Consider the following 17,926-nt stretch of genomic DNA (forward strand, 5'->3'; position numbering starts at 1 on the left):
ACTTTTCAAAATATGTTTCTCTAAACTAAATTCCTTCATCATCTTATCAACTTCTCTTTCTGTCTTTAATACTTTTATCTTATTCTATGTTACTCGTTTTCACGAGACCAAAAGTAGCGTGCAATTTACTTATATTGCATAATTGCTTTACTAGCAACCTCTTTGTCATCAAAATCAAACACTTCGTTTCCAATTTGCTGATATGTTTCATGTCCTTTACCTGCAATTAAAATCACGTCGTCTTTCTTTGCGTGCTTCACTGCAAAATGGATAGCATCTTCTCGATTACTTATTGTATGGTGATGTAATCCAATAACACCTTTTTCCATGTCTTTTAATATTTCTGCAGGATCCTCACTTCTTGGATTATCGGAGGTGAAAATTGGTTCATCACTATACTTTACCGCAATTTCAGCCATAAGGGGACGTTTTGACTTATCACGATCTCCACCACAACCAACAACACAATAAATTTTACCTTTTGCAAATTGTTTAATGGTTTGGAGGACATTTTCTAAGCTGTCAGGAGTATGTGCATAATCAACAATAACAGTAAAGTCTTGATTTGCATCAACTAGTTCGAATCTCCCTCGCACACCTTCAATTGCTTCAATTGCTTTAATAATACTATCTAACTCTATAGAAGAAGCTAAGCAAGCTGTAACGGCAGCTAGTATATTATATACACTAAACTTCCCTACCATATTTATGGTTACATCTCTTTGATGAGTAGGAGTTATTAAAGTGAATGTTGTTCCTTTCGATGTCATTTTAATATTTTTTGCCATCACATCTGCTTCATTATCAATACCATAAGTTAAAATTTTTGCAGCTGTCATTTTTTTGTACTCACTTGTAGCTTCCTCATCTTCATTAAGTACAGCTATTTTAATTTCATTATGATTAAATCGATTACCTAGTTGGGCAAATAGCAAACCCTTTGCAAATTGATAATCCTTCATTGTTTCATGATAATCTAAATGGTCTTGAGAAAGGTTTGTAAATACAGCTACATTAAAATCACAACCATGTATTCTTCCCATATGAAGGGCATGTGAGGAAACTTCCATTATGGCATGTGTAACATTTCTATCGTTCATTTCTTTGAACGTTTTTTGTAGTGTTAAACTTTCCGGTGTTGTATTTTTCACACTCTTTTGTTCACCGTCAATTTTTATGTACATTGTACCGATTAGTCCTGTTTTTTTCTTCGCCTCAGTTAAAATGGTATCAATGATATGTGTAGTCGTTGTTTTTCCATTCGTTCCTGTCACACCTATAAGATGTAGTTGATGTGTAGGCTGCCCGTAAAACAGATCTGCTAGCAAAGCCATAGTTCGTTTTGTATCTTTAACAATAATGACTGGAACATTAACACTTACTTCCCTTTCAGCTATAATAGCCACTGCACCCTTTTCCACGGCTTTAGATGCATAATCATGACCATCCACGGTATAACCGTTAATACAAATAAACAAACTCCCTTGACTTACCTCTCTGGAATCCATTTCAATTGATTTGATAAAAGGATTTTCATTTTGTTGGTTTGTTTCATACTGCACATATGTTAACAATTCCATTAATTTCAAGTTCATTCCTACTTTCATTCTAGAGCTTTTTAATACTTGAGAGTACCTCTCTCTTTTTTTAGGGGGTATCTTTTTAATCTTTCTCATAAGCATAACGATACCCGTAAAATAGCAATCACTAAACCTTCAGTCTTCGTTCTTATTTTATCTTACTTATTTAAAAAGAGCCATTGTTCATTTCCATTTACTTTATAGATTTTAGACGGTTTAGTCCATTTAAACAAGATAATGATTCTATTTTTCCGCTTTTTTTCGTTAACTTTTTTGCTACTTAGTATGAATGAGAAATACATAGTGATCATTCATGAGAATATTCTGGTGATAAAAAGAAGGTAACACCATTTAGATGAAAAGAAAAAACAAAGCTCCATCTTACAACTTCGCATAGCTCTTATCTTCGGTTCCTGGAAACAAGAGCTCTCTCCAACTACAACAGAAAGAAAGCGTGCCATATACGAACAAACGAAATGGCATGCTTCCTCCTGTTATTCCTCATCTTGTTTAATTGATTCTTTTTCTTCCCCAAAATATACTCTTACTGTGGAACCTTCTTTTACTTTTGATCCCTCACTTGGTGACTGTTGCACAACAACATCTCCTTCACCTGAGCCATCAAGCTTTAAATTTACAAATTGTTGAGTGAGCTCTGGTTTTGTCATTCCTATAACATTCGGAACTTCAACTAACTTTGTGTCCAACCATTTATATTCTTTTTCAATCTGATCTTCCCTTGGCTCGACCCCAATTTCCGGTAAGACATCTCTCATAATATTACCAACGATTGGAGCTGCAACAGTACCACCAAATTGAACGGTACCTTTTGGGTTATCAACTGCAACGTATACAACAATTTGTGGATCATCTGCAGGTGCAAACCCGATAAACGATACGATGTGATTATTCTCCATGTATTTTCCATCTTTTACCTTTTGGGCGGTACCTGTTTTTCCACCTACTCGATATCCATCAACAAATGCGTTACCACCTGTTCCAAGTGCAACAACACTTTCTAAAGCATGCCGTATTTCTTTTGAGGTTTCTTCCGAGATTACTCTTCGTTTTGCTTCAGGTGTTTGTCTGCTAATAACCTCATTGGTTACAGGATCCACCCATTCTTTTGCGATATAAGGGGTGTACAATACACCTCCATTAATTGCTGCAGAAACGGCTGCTACCTGTTGAATTGGAGTAACAGAAACACCCTGACCAAATGCTGTAGTAGCTAACTCAACAGGCCCAACCTGCTCAGGTCTAAACATAATTCCTGTCCCTTCCCCTTGAAGATCAATTCCCGTTTTTTGTCCAAAACCAAAATCCTTAATATATTGAAAGAGTTTTTCTTCTCCTAAACGTTGACCAAGTTCAACAAACCCAGGGTTACAAGAATTTTGAACAACCTCTAAAAAAGTCTGGTGACCATGCCCGCCTCGTTTCCAACAACGTAAATTTGCTCCATCTACTTCGACAGAACCGTCATCATTAAATTCATCTTTCTCTAAATCAACTTTTTGTTCTTCTAATGCCGCCGCTAACGTTATGATTTTAAATGTCGAACCAGGTTCATACGTACTCCAAACTGGTAGATTCCGATTATATACAGTTGGATCGACATCTTGAAATTCAGCTGGATCAAAGTCAGGCCGGCTCGACATCGCTAGGATTTCTCCATTGTTTGGATTCATAGCAACTGCAATAATGCCATCCGGGTTATATGTTGCTTGTACATTATCTAATTCTCTTTCTACAATTGTCTGAACTTTAGAATCTATCGTCAATTTTAAATTATTCCCATCTACTGGTGCTGTGTAATCATCCGCTTCTCCAGGCATTCTTTGTCCCTTCGCATCAGAAAAAAACTTCACATAGCCTTTCTCACCTTTTAACTGTTCATCATAATAAGCTTCTAACCCTAACAAACCTTGGTTATCGATTCCAGCGAAGCCTAATACATGAGATAGATAACTACCATAGGGATAATATCTAATTGAATCCTCTGCTATGTAAACTCCCTTTATATTCAAATTCCTCACTTCATTCGCTTTGTCGTGAGTAATTTTCCGTCCTTCAGGATTAATTCGTTCAATTGAAACTTTGTTTGTTAAATGTCCATACGCTTTCTCTTCAGACATATTTAAGACAGATGCTAATTGCTTTGCAGCTTCTCCAGGATTTTCAATTTGTCTTGGTACAACATATATGGAAGGTGCACTCATATTCGTTGCTAACTTCACACCGTTTCGATCTAGTATCTCCCCACGTTCTGGTTCAAAAGGAATATTCCGACTCCATAAGTCTTTGGCACCAGAAGTAAGTGTATTACCAAGAAAAAATTGAACATATCCTAGACGTATATCTATAACTAAAAAGATGATTAACCCAAAAAGCAACGTTAAGGCTAGCCGTTTTCTAACAGTAACATTTGATACCCGCATATCTTTTACTCCTCCTTGTCTAGGCTCGTTCAAATATATGCTTGTACACCTCACGTTAGAACTTTTCCAATAAGATTTATCCACCTATACATGGTCATACCATCCTAAATTTATTAGGCACAAAGGGGAACGATTAAAACTAGTTCGTTACAGTTTGCTTCATATACATGTTCCTTACTGAACTAATAAAATGGCTCAAACAGAGTTTAAAAAACTAACTAAGGCTCTAAAACCTAGTCTCTTGGGGGAGCCCTATTTGAATACAAGTCCAGCAAAATAAGGAAGAAGCACAAAGGAACCGCCTTGAACGGATTCCATTTAATTTAGGCCTAGTAAAGCGATTAAAGAACGATATCGTATTCCGTCTTGATTACGGCTTTATAGTAGATCGTATCAATGCCATGTATAATCACCTACAAGGTGCTAAGATGTAAAAATTCGAGCTCTTTTCTAAGAGATTGTTGCCTCATAAATAGGTTCTTTCTACGAGAACTATGAAAGATTGAATGGGGAAACGACGAGACTCCTATCGGAGGTGTGGGTCAGGTGAGATCCACAGGCGTTTACGCCGAAGAGGTTCACCGCCCACCCCGGAAAAAAGGGAAACTGAAGCGGGATTCAACCAGACCGAACACTTAATAAATAACCAAAAATTGAAAGGTAACTAAATTCTGTATGTCTGTGTTTCATTAAAATAAGCATGTATAAAATAGATTCATGTAGTAAGATAAACCACAAAAGGGATTTAGAATGTGAACATTCTGAATCCCTTTTGTCATCATTATAAGCCTACCCATCTTTAATAAGCATGTCTAAGCAGAAGATCATTCACCATTTTCTTCTTTGTTTTCTTGCTCTTCATTTTTTTTCGGGGGTTCTACTTCTTTAAGTGTAACTGTTAATGCATCTCCTTCTTTAACAGGAGTCCCCTTTTTAATACTTTGCTTTGCCACATACCCATTACCATCTATTGTAATCGATAAAGACATAAGGTTCCCTAGCTTCATCACATCTCTACGAGACCAATTACTTATGTCTGGCATTTTAATAGTATTCGATGTTTGAAGCAAGATCTTTTCTCCACTTAAAACATACGTTTCAACACTTGGGTATTGATTAATAATTTGTTTCCCGTCTCCCAAGACAATGAGATCAACTCCAAGCTCTTTTAGTTGATTTTGCACATCTGAAACCGTTAAATCCGTAAGGTTCGGTAAATTCACATCATTTTCACCATCTGTTTTTGTTTCAGATGTCTCTTCTTCGGTCGGATCAATTTGCAGGTATTGAAGACTATTTTTCATTACGGTATTAAAAATCATTGAGACCGGCATTGCCCCTGGGTCACCATTAAGGTTCGGCTTTTTAACAGCAACATAGACTACTAGCTCAGGATTTTCCTTTGGAGCCATCCCTAAAAAGGAAAAGATATAATCATTCACACCTCTAATAATTTTACCATCTTCATAAATTTGGGCAGTCCCTGTTTTTCCAGTGACATCATACCCTGGAATATCGAAGATTTTACCAGTACCATGCTCACCAATAACTACCTGCTCTAAAATATCACGCGTTTCTTTTGCTGCTTCTTTGGAAATCGGCTGACCAGCTATTGTCGGCTTCGTTTGTTTCACCAGCTCACCGTCATCTGTGTCGACAATTTTCTCAATAACATATGGTTTCATCATTTTCCCATCATTTGCAATAGCTGTTGCAGCTTGAACAAGCTGAATCGGAGTCACAGCAGAAGCTTGCCCAAATGATGTGGAAACTTTGTCACGATGATAAGTAAAGTTAAAGAAACTATTCTCCTCATTAGGAAGATCAATACCTGTCTTTTTCAACAATCCAAAGGAATTGTAATATTGATATAATCGATCTGTCCCTAAGAGCTTATCAGCAATAATGGAGAACCCAACATTTGAAGAACGTTGCACACCCTCATTAAATGTAATTGGACCCCACCCTACCTTATTATGATCATAAATGTCAGAAGCTCCTTTTATTGGATAAGAACCTGATTGAAAAGTCGCATTCCCGTTATATACTCCCTCATCAATTGCTGAAGCAAGGGTGAAAATTTTCATTGTAGAACCGGGTTCATACCTCGTCGAAACAATATCATTATAATAGGTAGTAATATCTCGAATATTAGGATCAAAACTAGGACGCTGTCCCATTGCTAAAATTTTCCCTGTTTTCGGGTCTGCTACAACTCCGATAATTTGTTCAGGTTCATATTTTTCAACTACTTGATTCATTGCGTCTTCTAGGAAAGTTTGAATTTTTTGATCAATTGTTAAATAAACATTTTGTCCATTTTCAGGAGCCGTAATTTCATCCTTACTAGTTGGAAGTTTCCAACTATAACCATCTTTTTGATATTTCACATACCCATCTTCTTCATGCAAGTATTTCTCAAGTGTTTTCTCTAATCCCATCATTCCAACTGTTTCCCCAGATTCTTCATCTTTTTGAGCATAACCGATTAAATGAGAGGCGAAGACACCATTTGGATAAAAGCGTTGAGTATCTCGGCTAAATGAAATACCTGGTAATTCTAATTTTGTAATTTCTTCTTTTAACGTATGACTTATATCTCTCCCTGCAGATCCAAATTCTACTTGATCTTTGTCTTTGGAAAGTATGCTTTCCACTTCACTTACTTCCATTCCTATTAATGGCGCCAACTTCTGTGCCGTATCCTTTATATCCACTACATGCTGAGGTTTATCTGGATCAGTTGACAGTGCATCGTCAAGAATTGCCACTAATTTATAAGAGGATTTGTCCTCTGCGATTACTCTTCCTTTTCTGTCTAAGATAGACCCTCTTTCTGCTTCTATTGTTCGTTGACTTTCATACAATTCCTCTGCTTTAGCAGCTAATGCTTGTCCATGTACAGTACCTGTCGCTTGGATGTAAAAAAACCTACCAAAAATTATAATAAATAAGAGGGCAAAACATGCTGCCAAAAGCGCTGCACCTCTATTCATATTTACACTTTTCTGAGTCAATTTCATACAAAACCTCCTCAATTACTATACCATCAACACTAGAATAATAGAATAGTTTATAGTTTTAAGGGACTAGATTACATACACACATGTAATCTAGTCCCTATCAGTCATCAATCACCTATTAATCTTGTACGCTTTTCACACTATTTTGATCAAGTGTTAAACCCAAGTCCTTTGCCTTTTCCCAAATTCGCTCATATGTACTTAACTCTTCTACTTGAACATGGAGGTCACTATTAAGCTTTACTTGTTCTTCAATTTTAGCTTGTGTTTTTTGAATTTCAATGTTTGCATGGTACATTGTATAACTACTTGCAACAATCTTAATAGCTCCCAATAAAACAAGCCCAACGAATAATAAGACTAAGAACTTTTCACCTGGTGTAATTGATGCTCTTCTCTTAATAATAATTGGTTCATGTTTAGGATTATGTTGGTGTTGGTGTTGTTCATGTCTTTCCTGTTCTAACTTTCTCGCTAAATTACTCATAAGCAACCTCCTTTGACTATACTCTTTTTTTAGACCATCTGTAATTGTTAATCAAAGCTTTTCAGCAATTCTTAACTTAGCTGATCTTGCTCGATTATTTTCTTCTAGCTCTTCTTCAGATGGTAATAAGGGCTTTCTAGTGATGATGTTAACTTTCGGCTCATATCCTTTTGGAATATATGGCATATTTCTAGGTAGCTCAGGAGTAGATGCTGCCTCCTTAAATGCTGATTTACAAATTCGATCTTCAAGAGAGTGGAAAGTAATAACACTTACTCTCCCTTCAGGCTTTAACAACTCAATTGCTTGCTCAATCGCCTCTTCAAACACTTTAAGCTCATCATTTACAGCAATACGTATAGCTTGGAATATTCTTTTCGCAGGGTGCCCACCCTTTCTTCTAGCCGGAGCCGGTATGGCATCTTTAATTATTTCAACTAATTCTCCTGTTGTTTTAATCGGCTCTTTTTCTCGTTGGGCTTCAATTTTCCTAGCAATTTGTTTGGAAAATTTCTCTTCCCCATACTTAAAGAAAATCCTTACTAACTGCTCATAAGACCAATTGTTCACAACTTCATATGCACTAATATCGGATTCTTGATCCATTCTCATGTCAAGTGGTGCATCGTGATGATAGCTAAATCCACGTTCTGGTGTATCTAACTGAGGAGAAGAAACCCCTAAGTCAAATATTATGCCATCTACTTTATCCACACCATGCTCCGCTAATTTCTCCGTTAAGTAACGAAAATTACTCTTAATGAAAGTAACTTGTCCTTCGTAAGCTGCTAATTTGTCTTTAGCATTAGCTAGAGCTACATCATCCTGATCAAAGGCATATAAATGTCCTGTTTTTGAAAGCTTCGACAAAAGGTAGCTACTATGTCCTGCTCCACCTAGCGTGCAATCGACATATACCCCATCTTCTCTAACTTGTAAACCATCTACCGTTTCTTTTAATAGAACGGTTGTATGCTTAAACATATGTTGTACCACCTTTTCAAATCAATTTCTATTAGCTTGTCCATCTTGTTAAATTTTTTGCTTAAGTGAAGATTATATATCAAAATCAATCATATTTTCAGCAATTTCATCAAAAGAATCTTCTTGTTCAGCAACATAATTTTCCCAAATAGACTTACTCCATAGTTCTATTCGATTTGAAACGCCGATAACAACACATTCTTTCTCTAGTTTTGCATATTGCAGAAGTGGTGTAGCGATATTTATTCGACCTTGTTTATCCAGTTCACACTCGGTCGCTCCTGAAAAGAAGAAACGAGTAAAAGCACGAGCATCTTTTTTCGTTAATGGGAGTGTCTTTAGTTTTTCTTCAATTAATTTCCATTCACTCATCGGATAGCCAAACAAGCACTGGTCAAGACCTCTGGTTAACACGAACATTTCCCCTAGTCCTTCTCTGAACTTAGATGGGACAATCATTCTGCCTTTAATATCGATGGTGTGATGGTATTCTCCCATAAACATGCTCGTTGTCCCCACTTTCTCTCCTTAACTCACCACTTCCCCCCACTTATCTCCACTTCCTATTTTACATTTGTTTGCATAAAAAAAAAACCCTGTAATAACAGGATTTTGAAAATATTTTCACTTATAATTTGACAATTTTATGTTTTTCATTAAAAGAATATGACAAGTTTAGCAAATCATTAACAAAATTCGGACCATATTTGTTTAAATAGTAGAAAACATTCCATATTCTCTCTTGTGGTTGAAGACTTGGCAAGAGTGATAATTCTATTTTTCTAAATTTCGATAATTGAACTTCATGTTGGTCCTTTTGCCTCTTCTCAACAGCTTTTAAGAGAAAATCTAAGTTTTCTTGAATAAACACACCATTTTTTCTTAACATAGGTTCAAGACTTTTATCAATTTGAAGCGCAGAAGCTATAAGGGCTTGATGGATACGATCAATCTCTTTTTTGGCATCATTCACAAGTGGATTCATGTCAACAGGAGTAACAGATTGCATGAAGGAATCCATCGCATTGGCCACTCCGTGTTCAAGAACCTCTTCAATCGTAACTCTAGTCTCTTGAATATTTCGATCAACCGATCGTTCCAACATTGTCATCATTAATCTAGGAACAACAGGAGGCATCTTTAACCCCACCACAGAAAACGCTTGTTTTAATTCAGCCCAATATGTGACCTCACCTGGACCAGCTACGAAAGCCAAAGTTGGAAATAACCACTCTTGCATAATGGGTCTTGTTATGACATTGTTACTAAATCTTTCAGGATGAACATTAAGCACATCGATTAGTTCTGCCTTTGAAAGATTTACACCTAGATCTGTAACACCGTAATTTCCGTTATCTAATCTTTCTAATAGAAATCTTTCTTCATTGATCTGATAAAAGATATTAGTACTATTAATCCCCATCTCAATTATTGGTGTATACGCTTTATCCTTCATTCGCTGCTGTTGAGCTCTTACAGCATCATGTATGGCTTCATTATTATCAATCAATTGTAGGAAATATTCTTTTTCCAAGTCCCTTAAAGTCGGATCACCCGAATTAATAAGAACGAGTCCTTCTTTTTGAAACATTTCCATAATAATATTCTCAAAAAATTCTACATACGTTTTTGACTTCTTTAGGGATTTTTTTAAATTTACAAGAAGGGAGTTTGTAAATTGTGTTTCACCGTATGATTCAAAAACCTTTTCCATCCATTCGACGGTTTTATGTTCATCTATCTCCAACTGTGCAACTGATTTTTTTTTGAGTTGTGTGTCTTTTATTGCATGTTTTTTTGGAATAGTATGTTTATTTATGTAGACGTGATTTATCTCAGCAAAGTCATGATCTTCTCCCGCTATCCAAAAAATAGGTATGACAGGAATACCTAGCTTTTCTTCCTGCTCCTTAGCTAAAACCAATACAGAAATAATCTTATGTATTGTATATAAAGGACCTGTTAACAAACCAGCTTGTTGACCACTTATCACAACTACACTATCTTGTCTTCTCAAGCTGTCAATATTTTTGAGTACACGTTGATTATTTGGTGAAAATTTCTCATTATACGATTCTAAATATGATGCTAACTTTTCGCGCTGAAAGGTCCGCTTATTAATATCCGCTACTCTACTTTTATATACTCCTGAGGATTGAACATCGTAATCAAAAAACAAATCACTCTCTAGTGTTTTTTGATTGAAGTCGTTCATAAATTGATTTGAAGAGCGCAGGGAGAGTTCAACTATCTCCATATACTAACTTCCTTTCTACTTTTGAATCTACTTTTCATTCTTTTCATTCTATGTTTCGATTGGTTTTTATGTAAATCACAATGACTATTATTCATACTTTAAAGGAAATAAGAGTATTTTTATCATGACCAAACTAGAGTATAGCATTAATAAAGATGAAACAAAAAAACTTTGCTTATCATTTGCTAAAAACATTTATGTACTTTCCATTATTCCATTCGCAACACCAAAAATCGTTAATAAAAGGTACCCTACAAAGAAAACTAGGAAAGACAGTCTCCATACTTTTCTTGAAGCTTTATAAATAGATGGTATTTTAGACTTTTTATAATCAAGGTAATAAAAAAGAATAAGTACGATTAGAATTCCCAATATAATATGGAATAAATATGATTTCTCAAAAATAGTTCTTAAATGAAAGTGTACAGATAATATCAACATAATTGTAGAGATATCAGCAGTCCATAATATTCTCTTTTTCCTATTATCGACTACTAAGCGAACGACTGCATAAACAAATACCATACTAAAAAGCGGAATGGTAAGTGCCATTGAAATAAACCAACTAAAAAAATCCATATCAACTCTCCTCTCTTCGATATTGACTTTCCTTCCCTTTTATTGCCTTAAATAAAAACTCAATAATAGGTACAGATCTATCTCCTGCATTCTTTAAAAGATAACCTACTATTGCATCAATTTCTGTCGGCCGCTCTTGCTGTATATCCTTATACATTGATGATTCATTTTCGGCAGTGCTTGCACATATCTCTTGGATATGTAACCATAAAGTCTCTTTTTTATATTCGTACTCTAGAATTGAAATAACTTCTAGGTACAGGTCGTACCCTATTTGGTTAAAAAGGGGGTTCTTTATTAACTCACCATTCTTCACTTGTAATATTGAGGTAAGGGGATTGACGATTGCATTGACAATTAGCTTCTCCTTCAACATTTCTTCCCAATTTTCTAAATATACATATGGAAAATGAAGATCTTCACGGAGAAAAATATGCGATATATTCTTACTTTCTTCAGAGTGACTTGGATAACGCGCATACTTAGTCCTACCAATACCAGTATGGCGGACACTTGTATCACTAATTTTCAAAGATCCATGTTCAACTACTCCGAGGTAAACTTGATGTTGCTTTAACTGAGACATATATTCCAAGTGACCCATCCCATTTTGTAAAAATAAGATTGTTTTAGGTTCCATAGTGTTCAACTTCATTATAATTTCTTCTAATTGGTATTGCTTAACAGTAACGATGAGAAAGGATTCAGCATAATCACTAGTATCTGTGGCATTCAGATCTTGTGAGAATAATGTATCTTCCCCTCTATGTAGACTTACACCATTTTTTTCAATTGCTATCGCTTGATCCTGTCTTTTTGTGTAAAGTGTTATGTGGTGAAATTTGGACAAATAATAGCTATAAAGTAATCCAATTGATCCTGCTCCAATAATCCCGATATTCATACATTCACTTACCACTCTTTCATATAGGCTCTTTTCTTGAACTCTGTTGTTATTTAATATGAATGTCAATCATATAGTTATTATTCACACAAAGTAACATGGTAAGCAAGGCAGAAAAGCGCCACTCTTCCTGTTTTTTTGAGAACTTCGACAAAGGGAGAGATTCAAGCGATGATATTTTTGCAAACTACACTTACTTGAAAATAGTCCTCTATAACAATCAAATTTATAAATCTAGTCCAATCATAACAAATACAAGGGCTTTTTTACTAGGTGTTTACCAAGTTTACCTACTAAAAAATTGAGTCATATTCCCTTTAAGTACGGACTAATATAGCTAACTTCCTTTCTTAAGTAAACTAAATAGGTGGTAGGATTGGTCATCATTATATAAGGCGCAAACGTCCGGATAGTAATGGATCTAAGCACAAAACCTCGGACAGCGTTTCATAGATACTTACCTTTTAAACCAGTACTTCTATCGGAAGAGTAGAACTTATTAATAAGCAAAAAAACATAAAAGATCTGATTAGTTAAAAACTTGCAAACGGTTAACTTTTTCACCTTCTATAACCTGTTCATGCTATAATGTTGATAGCGTGCTAATATTAAGAATTTAAAAACATTTACGATGTAAACAAAACATTTCACTAAATGCACCAAGGGGGAATCGATTTTGCTTAAAGTTGAAAAATTATTAGTAAATTACAAAACTCTTGAAGAGTTTAAGAAATTTAGAGAATATGGTATCCAGGAACTATCGATGCTAGAAGATCTTCAATCAAACATAATCGAAAACGATAGTGATTCACCATTTTATGGAATTCACTATGGTGACAAATTAGTGGCAAGGATGAGTCTTTACAAAGTTGATAGTAAGTTTGATCAATATTTTAGTCCTCAACAAGACTATTTAGAGTTATGGAAATTAGAGGTACTTCCTACTTATCAAGGTAAGGGTTATGGAAAAGCTCTCGTTGAATTTGCAAAAGCCTTGAACTTGCCGATTAAGACGAATCCACGCGTTAAATCAGGGGATTTTTGGTCCAAAATGGGGTTCGAAGCTGTAAAATATGATATGGATAGAGACAAAGGGGAGAATCCATTAGTTTGGTATCCCGCAGGTGTAACTGAACAAAATTAAGTAAGCATCTACCTAAAAATATACTTTTATAATGCTCTTATCTTAAACCTATGCAATTTACCTTATAAATACCGTAAAACCACCCAACCATTACACGAAAGATCCTGGTAAGAGACAGATAAGAGCTCCTTCTTCCTCCTATTTAAAGAGGAACAATCTTGAACCATCGGGAAATCCCTGCACTTTAGTTTTTAAAATAAACAAAATTTATATGAAATCCACTATAAATAGCAAAAGAAAGCAGCTCATTATTTGCTGCTTTCTTTTACTATCTATTTCTATGCAATCATTTTACTTTCCTACCGACATCATCCCCCTGAAGGATGACAATTTTACGAACATGCTCCATCATCTTTACTAATTCATGATATTCTGCTTCCATGGCATGTAATTTAGTACTAACACTTTTTTTCTCTTCTTGAATCTTCACAATGTGATTCTCTAATTCATTTATTTTCTTCGTTAACTTCTCATTTTCAGCTTGTATTTCATGGATTGCTGGAGCTTCTTCATACTGCTTTAAGAAAGTGATTAAGTCTTTAATCGCATTTGTATTTTTGTTGTTTTTGGTGTTCTCTTGATTGATTGTCTGCTTTGTATTATCTACTACATCAGGCACTTCAATGACTTCTTCTTTCTTTTCTTCTTTCACGTCTAAACCAGTATTTATCACAGATCTAAGCTCTTTTCTTTGCTTTTTAGCTAATTCTATACCTGTCTTATATTGTTTTCGAACATAGGAATTCCATCTAAATCCACAGGCAGCAGCAGTTCTTGATAATTTTTTCCCTACTTCTTCAAATGCTGCAAGCTGTGTTTCACCTTCTCTTATATGCCTTAACACCACTTCAGCTAATAGCAAATCTTCATCTTGTGTCCATGCATCTTGACGTGTTGTAGTCATGTTCAATCCCTCCAATAGTCACTTTTTTTCTATACATATGCAACTACTAGAATAGATAGACTAATACAATCTATTAATCAGATAAAATAATGGTTATAAAGATAAAAATTGTGTATCCTTCAGCTACGATAGTAACCTGATAATATATGTAACATTTTACCACATGTAGCTTCTCTACATTTACTAACTATCTTCTATTTAAAAATGCTTCAACTGCCTTAATGTGTTCATCTTGCGTCCATAAATCTGCACATTGCTCAATTTCTAGCATCATCCTAGAGTAAAGATCCGAGGATTTCCATTTTCTGATAGACACCTGCTTGTAAGCTTTTAATACATTCCCCTTATTCACTAACATCTTTTCAATTTCCTCGTAGCCTTTTTCATGAAAATCAGCATTAAAGGGAATTACCTTATCAATAAACCCTAATTCTACAGCTTCATCTGTATTATATTTTTTGGAAGAAAGCAATATAGCCATGGCATCATGATAGGCGATCTTTTCAAGTAGCATGGAAGCGCCCCCCCATCCAGTAGTTAAGCCTAGGTTACCTTGTATAAAACCAATTGAAGAACCTTGTTTAGCTATTCTTACATCACAGGCAGTAGCTATCTCACAGCCACCACCTAATGTAGTACCATTAATCAAAGCAATTGTTGGGACAGGAAAAAGCATTAATTCATATAATATTCCACCCATCTTAGATAGCATGGCATATGCTTCTTCTTTTGTCGTTAACTTATGAAAAAGCTCAACATCTCCTCCTGAACAGAATGCTTTTTCACCTTCCCCTGTAATAATTAAGGCGTTTAATGTAACACTACCTTTTAACTCTGTTAAGTGCCTCTTCAGATCATCCATCATGTTATAATTGATGGCATTGTATTTCATTGGACGATTTAACCTTAATTCTACAATCCCGTTTGGTCGCTCTATTTTCTTCACATTCCCTACCATACTCTTCCCCCCTCTTATGACTCCCTATTATTTTACATGTTTTTCATCTAGCTTACATACGTTTAATAGTTGGTTTGAACTCATTAAGAAAAGAGTAAGACGCTCCTTACTCTTTATGACAATATTTCACCTCTAAATCGGCTGAAAATTCTTATGTGCTCACTTTTTTTAAGAAAAACTCAGAATGTTGGAACTGAATGTTGGGGGTTTACCTATAATCAATGTATTCGATCATTTCCTAAGAAAAAAAAATAAAAGCGTAGGAATGAATCATTCCTACGCTTTTATTTATGACATGAGTGATTATTTGTTAACAACGTCTTTTCCTTTGTATGTTCCACATGCTTTACATACACGGTGAGCAAGTTTGCTTTCACCGCAGTTTGGGCATTCTACCATACCAGGTACTTGTAATTTAAAATGAGTACGACGTAGTCTTTTCCTTGTTTTAGAAGTTCTTCTAAAAGGTACAGCCATTATTCCCACCTCCTTAAAGAGATTACATTAGATGAATCCGAGTAATTCGGTTCATAGCGAGTTATAAGCTAATTTCTAAAATTAGCCTTCTTCATTTTCGAAGAATTTTGCCAAGCCAGCTAATCGAGGATCAACCTTGTTATTCTGATCGTCTTCAGATACAACTTCCCAGTCTTTACCTGATTGTGGTGCAGCTCCTTCTACGTTTTCATCAACACAGAAAACTTGAATCGGAATTTCTAGAATGATAATTTCCTTTAATATTGGGACTAAATCCACAACATCACCATCTAATTGGTGGAAATCCTCTTCCGTATCATATTCTGCTGGTTTTAATAAAAATGTTTCTGTTGTATCAATTGAAAATGGATACTGAACATCCACTAATGTACGTGAGCAAGGTAACACCATTGAACCTGACACATGTAAATGGAAGGTCACTTTAGATGAACTAATATCAGCTCGACCTGTCACTTTTACTGGGTCAATATCACGAATATCAGGATGACTTGTGATAAGATCCGTTAAATCAAGATTTTCTTCAATTTTTAAACCCTTGCTTTGTAATTGATGTAGTTGACTAATTGTCCATTTCAAGTGTATCACCTCAAGGCAACAAAGGTAATTATAGCCTTCGCAAAATAATTTGTCAATATTTTTTCTTTACAGTGCTAGTATACATGTATATTTGGATTTTTGCAAAACAGCTCAAAATTTCATCAGCGATATATACTATATATCTATGGCATGGTAATGTAAAGAGGTAGGTTTAAATAGATGAAAGTTTTTATTCTAAATTAGTGAAAATATGGAAAGAATGTTGTTAAAACAGCTTTTCATACTACATACCAATAAGATTGTGATAAAGAGAAATGCGGTGAGGAAATGAATGTAGTAGGTATTGTCGTGGAATATAATCCATTTCATAATGGACATTTGTTCCACCTTCAAGAATCAATAAAAGAAACGGATGCAGATATCGTTATTGCTGTTATGAGCGGTAACTTTTTGCAAAGAGGTGAACCCGCTATTACATCGAAATGGAATCGAACAAAAATGGCACTAGCTTCTGGTGTGGACCTTGTTATTGAACTTCCATATGTCTTCGCCACTCAAAAAGCTGAGACCTTTGCAAATGGAGCGATTTCTATCTTAAATGCCTTGAAATGTAACACGTTATGCTTTGGTAGTGAACTTGGTGTTATTGATCCTTTTGTAGCTACGAATGAATTTCTTTTAGAGAAGAAACAAGAGTATGATCAGTTGATAAAAAAATATGTTAAGACCGGTGTGAGTTATCCTACGGCCATGACATTAGCATTTAAAGAACTCACTGAAGGGAAGGCACTTCTTGATTTATCCCTTCCAAATAATATATTAGGCTTTCACTATGTAAAATCAATTGCTTTGCAGAAAGCTGCTATTACACCTCATACAATTAAAAGAACATCGGCGAATTATCATGATGAGGACTTCTCATCTCCAACAATTGCAAGTGCCACAAGCATTAGAAAAGCCATTTTTAGTAATGAATCGATTCATAACATAACAAGCTATATCCCTCCCTGTACAGTAGAAGGTCTAAATCATTACATACAGGAAAATTCGATTCTACATCATTGGGAAGAATACTTCCAACTTCTAAAATATACAGTTATGACTATGACTCTTGAAGAACTGAGATTCATTTATGAAATGGAAGAGGGCTTAGAGTATCGAATGAAAAAATTCATTGGAGAAAGTACTAATTTCAAAGAATTTCTCGAGAAGGTAAAAACAAAACGATATACATGGACAAGGTTGCAACGCGTCTGCACTCATATATTAACAAGAACAACAAAACTTCAACTAAAACATATGAATTCGAATGAGACGTCACCCTACATTCGGTTACTTGGTATGTCAAAAAGTGGACAAAACTACTTACGGTCGATAAAAAAACACGTTCCACTCCCAATCGTATCAAAGCTCTCATCCTTTAAGCACCCTTTTATCGAAGTTGATATAAAGGCTTCGTTTACATATAATATGATCTTTCAAGAACCAAACCGTTCCTACTTAATAAAACAAGAATTTGCTCAAACACCTATTACCGTTTAGGAGCAATTAGCAAAAAAGCAAGCTTCAACTATCATTGTCACCTGATTTACCTATTTTTTTGTTTGAGTATATGAAATATGTTTGTCGA

The 17,926-nt window shown here is 35.2% G+C and carries 15 protein-coding genes; 2 read left to right on the forward strand and 13 right to left on the reverse strand.

What is annotated here, in order from left to right; all coding sequences use genetic code 11:
• Positions 1–125: 125 nt before the first annotated feature.
• The 9 genes from A9C19_RS11855 to A9C19_RS11895 all read right to left on the reverse strand — a co-directional run bounded on the left by A9C19_RS11855 (position 126) and on the right by A9C19_RS11895 (position 12,255).
• Entirely contained in the window at positions 126–1,589 is a 1,464-nt protein-coding gene (locus A9C19_RS11855; protein WP_072581860.1) for a UDP-N-acetylmuramoyl-L-alanyl-D-glutamate--2,6-diaminopimelate ligase, read from the reverse strand.
• Positions 1,590–2,074: 485 nt separating this feature from the next.
• Positions 2,075–4,021 (reverse strand): stage V sporulation protein D, encoded by a 1,947-nt coding sequence (locus A9C19_RS11860; protein WP_072580143.1) that lies wholly within the window; start codon positions 4,019–4,021, stop codon positions 2,075–2,077.
• Between the two features lie 824 nt (positions 4,022–4,845).
• Positions 4,846–7,038, reverse strand: a complete 2,193-nt coding sequence (locus A9C19_RS11865) for a penicillin-binding protein (RefSeq protein ID WP_072581861.1) — start codon at positions 7,036–7,038, stop codon at positions 4,846–4,848.
• Positions 7,039–7,162: 124 nt separating this feature from the next.
• Positions 7,163–7,531: a cell division protein FtsL gene (ftsL, locus tag A9C19_RS11870; RefSeq protein ID WP_072580144.1), complete on the reverse strand. Its 369-nt coding sequence runs from the start codon at positions 7,529–7,531 to the stop codon at positions 7,163–7,165.
• A gap of 51 nt (positions 7,532–7,582) precedes the next feature.
• Positions 7,583–8,515, reverse strand: a complete 933-nt coding sequence (rsmH, locus tag A9C19_RS11875) for a 16S rRNA (cytosine(1402)-N(4))-methyltransferase RsmH (RefSeq protein WP_072580145.1) — start codon at positions 8,513–8,515, stop codon at positions 7,583–7,585.
• Positions 8,516–8,587: 72 nt separating this feature from the next.
• Positions 8,588–9,019, reverse strand: a complete 432-nt coding sequence (gene mraZ / locus A9C19_RS11880; RefSeq protein ID WP_072581862.1) for a division/cell wall cluster transcriptional repressor MraZ — start codon at positions 9,017–9,019, stop codon at positions 8,588–8,590.
• Between the two features lie 124 nt (positions 9,020–9,143).
• Positions 9,144–10,772, reverse strand: coding sequence for a bacillithiol biosynthesis cysteine-adding enzyme BshC (gene bshC, locus A9C19_RS11885; protein WP_072580146.1), 1,629 nt, complete (start codon positions 10,770–10,772; stop codon positions 9,144–9,146).
• Between the two features lie 195 nt (positions 10,773–10,967).
• A complete protein-coding gene (locus tag A9C19_RS11890) occupies positions 10,968–11,351 on the reverse strand; it encodes a DUF3397 domain-containing protein (protein WP_072580147.1) in 384 nt (127 codons plus the stop codon).
• 1 nt (position 11,352) lies between these two features.
• Complete coding sequence (locus tag A9C19_RS11895) at positions 11,353–12,255, reverse strand: 2-dehydropantoate 2-reductase (RefSeq protein ID WP_072580148.1); 903 nt, start codon at positions 12,253–12,255, stop codon at positions 11,353–11,355.
• Positions 12,256–12,931: 676 nt separating this feature from the next.
• On the opposite strand from A9C19_RS11895, the gene A9C19_RS11900 reads away from it, so the two are divergent.
• Positions 12,932–13,399, forward strand: a complete 468-nt coding sequence (locus A9C19_RS11900; RefSeq protein ID WP_072580149.1) for an N-acetyltransferase — start codon at positions 12,932–12,934, stop codon at positions 13,397–13,399.
• A 286-nt stretch (positions 13,400–13,685) separates the two neighbouring features.
• On the opposite strand, the gene A9C19_RS11905 is transcribed toward A9C19_RS11900, so the two are convergent.
• The 4 genes from A9C19_RS11905 to A9C19_RS11920 form a co-directional block, all read right to left on the reverse strand.
• Positions 13,686–14,303, reverse strand: a complete 618-nt coding sequence (locus A9C19_RS11905; RefSeq protein ID WP_072580150.1) for an RsfA family transcriptional regulator — start codon at positions 14,301–14,303, stop codon at positions 13,686–13,688.
• A 187-nt stretch (positions 14,304–14,490) separates the two neighbouring features.
• On the reverse strand, positions 14,491–15,261 hold the full coding sequence (locus tag A9C19_RS11910; protein ID WP_072580151.1) for an enoyl-CoA hydratase/isomerase family protein: 771 nt from the start codon (positions 15,259–15,261) through the stop codon (positions 14,491–14,493).
• Between the two features lie 303 nt (positions 15,262–15,564).
• A complete protein-coding gene (gene rpmF, locus A9C19_RS11915) occupies positions 15,565–15,738 on the reverse strand; it encodes a 50S ribosomal protein L32 (RefSeq protein ID WP_046511069.1) in 174 nt (57 codons plus the stop codon).
• A gap of 81 nt (positions 15,739–15,819) precedes the next feature.
• On the reverse strand, positions 15,820–16,335 hold the full coding sequence (locus A9C19_RS11920; RefSeq protein ID WP_072580152.1) for a YceD family protein: 516 nt from the start codon (positions 16,333–16,335) through the stop codon (positions 15,820–15,822).
• 288 nt (positions 16,336–16,623) lie between these two features.
• Between A9C19_RS11920 and A9C19_RS11925 the strand changes: the two genes are divergently transcribed.
• Positions 16,624–17,838, forward strand: coding sequence for a nucleotidyltransferase (locus tag A9C19_RS11925; protein WP_072580153.1), 1,215 nt, complete (start codon positions 16,624–16,626; stop codon positions 17,836–17,838).
• Positions 17,839–17,926: the final 88 nt, after the last annotated feature.

The organism is Bacillus weihaiensis (assembly GCF_001889165.1).
GTDB lineage: Bacteria > Bacillota > Bacilli > Bacillales > Bacillaceae > Metabacillus > Metabacillus weihaiensis.

Bases quoted from the DNA above. Each gene is read 5' to 3' on its own strand.
- mraZ (WP_072581862.1), bottom strand. From the start codon at position 9,019: ATGTTTATGGGAGAATACCATCACACCATCGATATTAAAGGCAGAATG.
- rsmH (WP_072580145.1), bottom strand. From the start codon at position 8,515: ATGTTTAAGCATACAACCGTTCTATTAAAAGAAACGGTAGATGGTTTA.
- A9C19_RS11860 (WP_072580143.1), bottom strand. From the start codon at position 4,021: ATGCGGGTATCAAATGTTACTGTTAGAAAACGGCTAGCCTTAACGTTG.
- bshC (WP_072580146.1), bottom strand. From the start codon at position 10,772: ATGGAGATAGTTGAACTCTCCCTGCGCTCTTCAAATCAATTTATGAAC.
- ftsL (WP_072580144.1), bottom strand. From the start codon at position 7,531: ATGAGTAATTTAGCGAGAAAGTTAGAACAGGAAAGACATGAACAACAC.
- A9C19_RS11895 (WP_072580148.1), bottom strand. From the start codon at position 12,255: ATGAATATCGGGATTATTGGAGCAGGATCAATTGGATTACTTTATAGC.
- rpmF (WP_046511069.1), bottom strand. From the start codon at position 15,738: ATGGCTGTACCTTTTAGAAGAACTTCTAAAACAAGGAAAAGACTACGT.
- A9C19_RS11890 (WP_072580147.1), bottom strand. From the start codon at position 11,351: ATGGATTTTTTTAGTTGGTTTATTTCAATGGCACTTACCATTCCGCTT.
- A9C19_RS11910 (WP_072580151.1), bottom strand. From the start codon at position 15,261: ATGGTAGGGAATGTGAAGAAAATAGAGCGACCAAACGGGATTGTAGAA.
- A9C19_RS11905 (WP_072580150.1), bottom strand. From the start codon at position 14,303: ATGACTACAACACGTCAAGATGCATGGACACAAGATGAAGATTTGCTA.
- A9C19_RS11925 (WP_072580153.1), top strand. From the start codon at position 16,624: ATGAATGTAGTAGGTATTGTCGTGGAATATAATCCATTTCATAATGGA.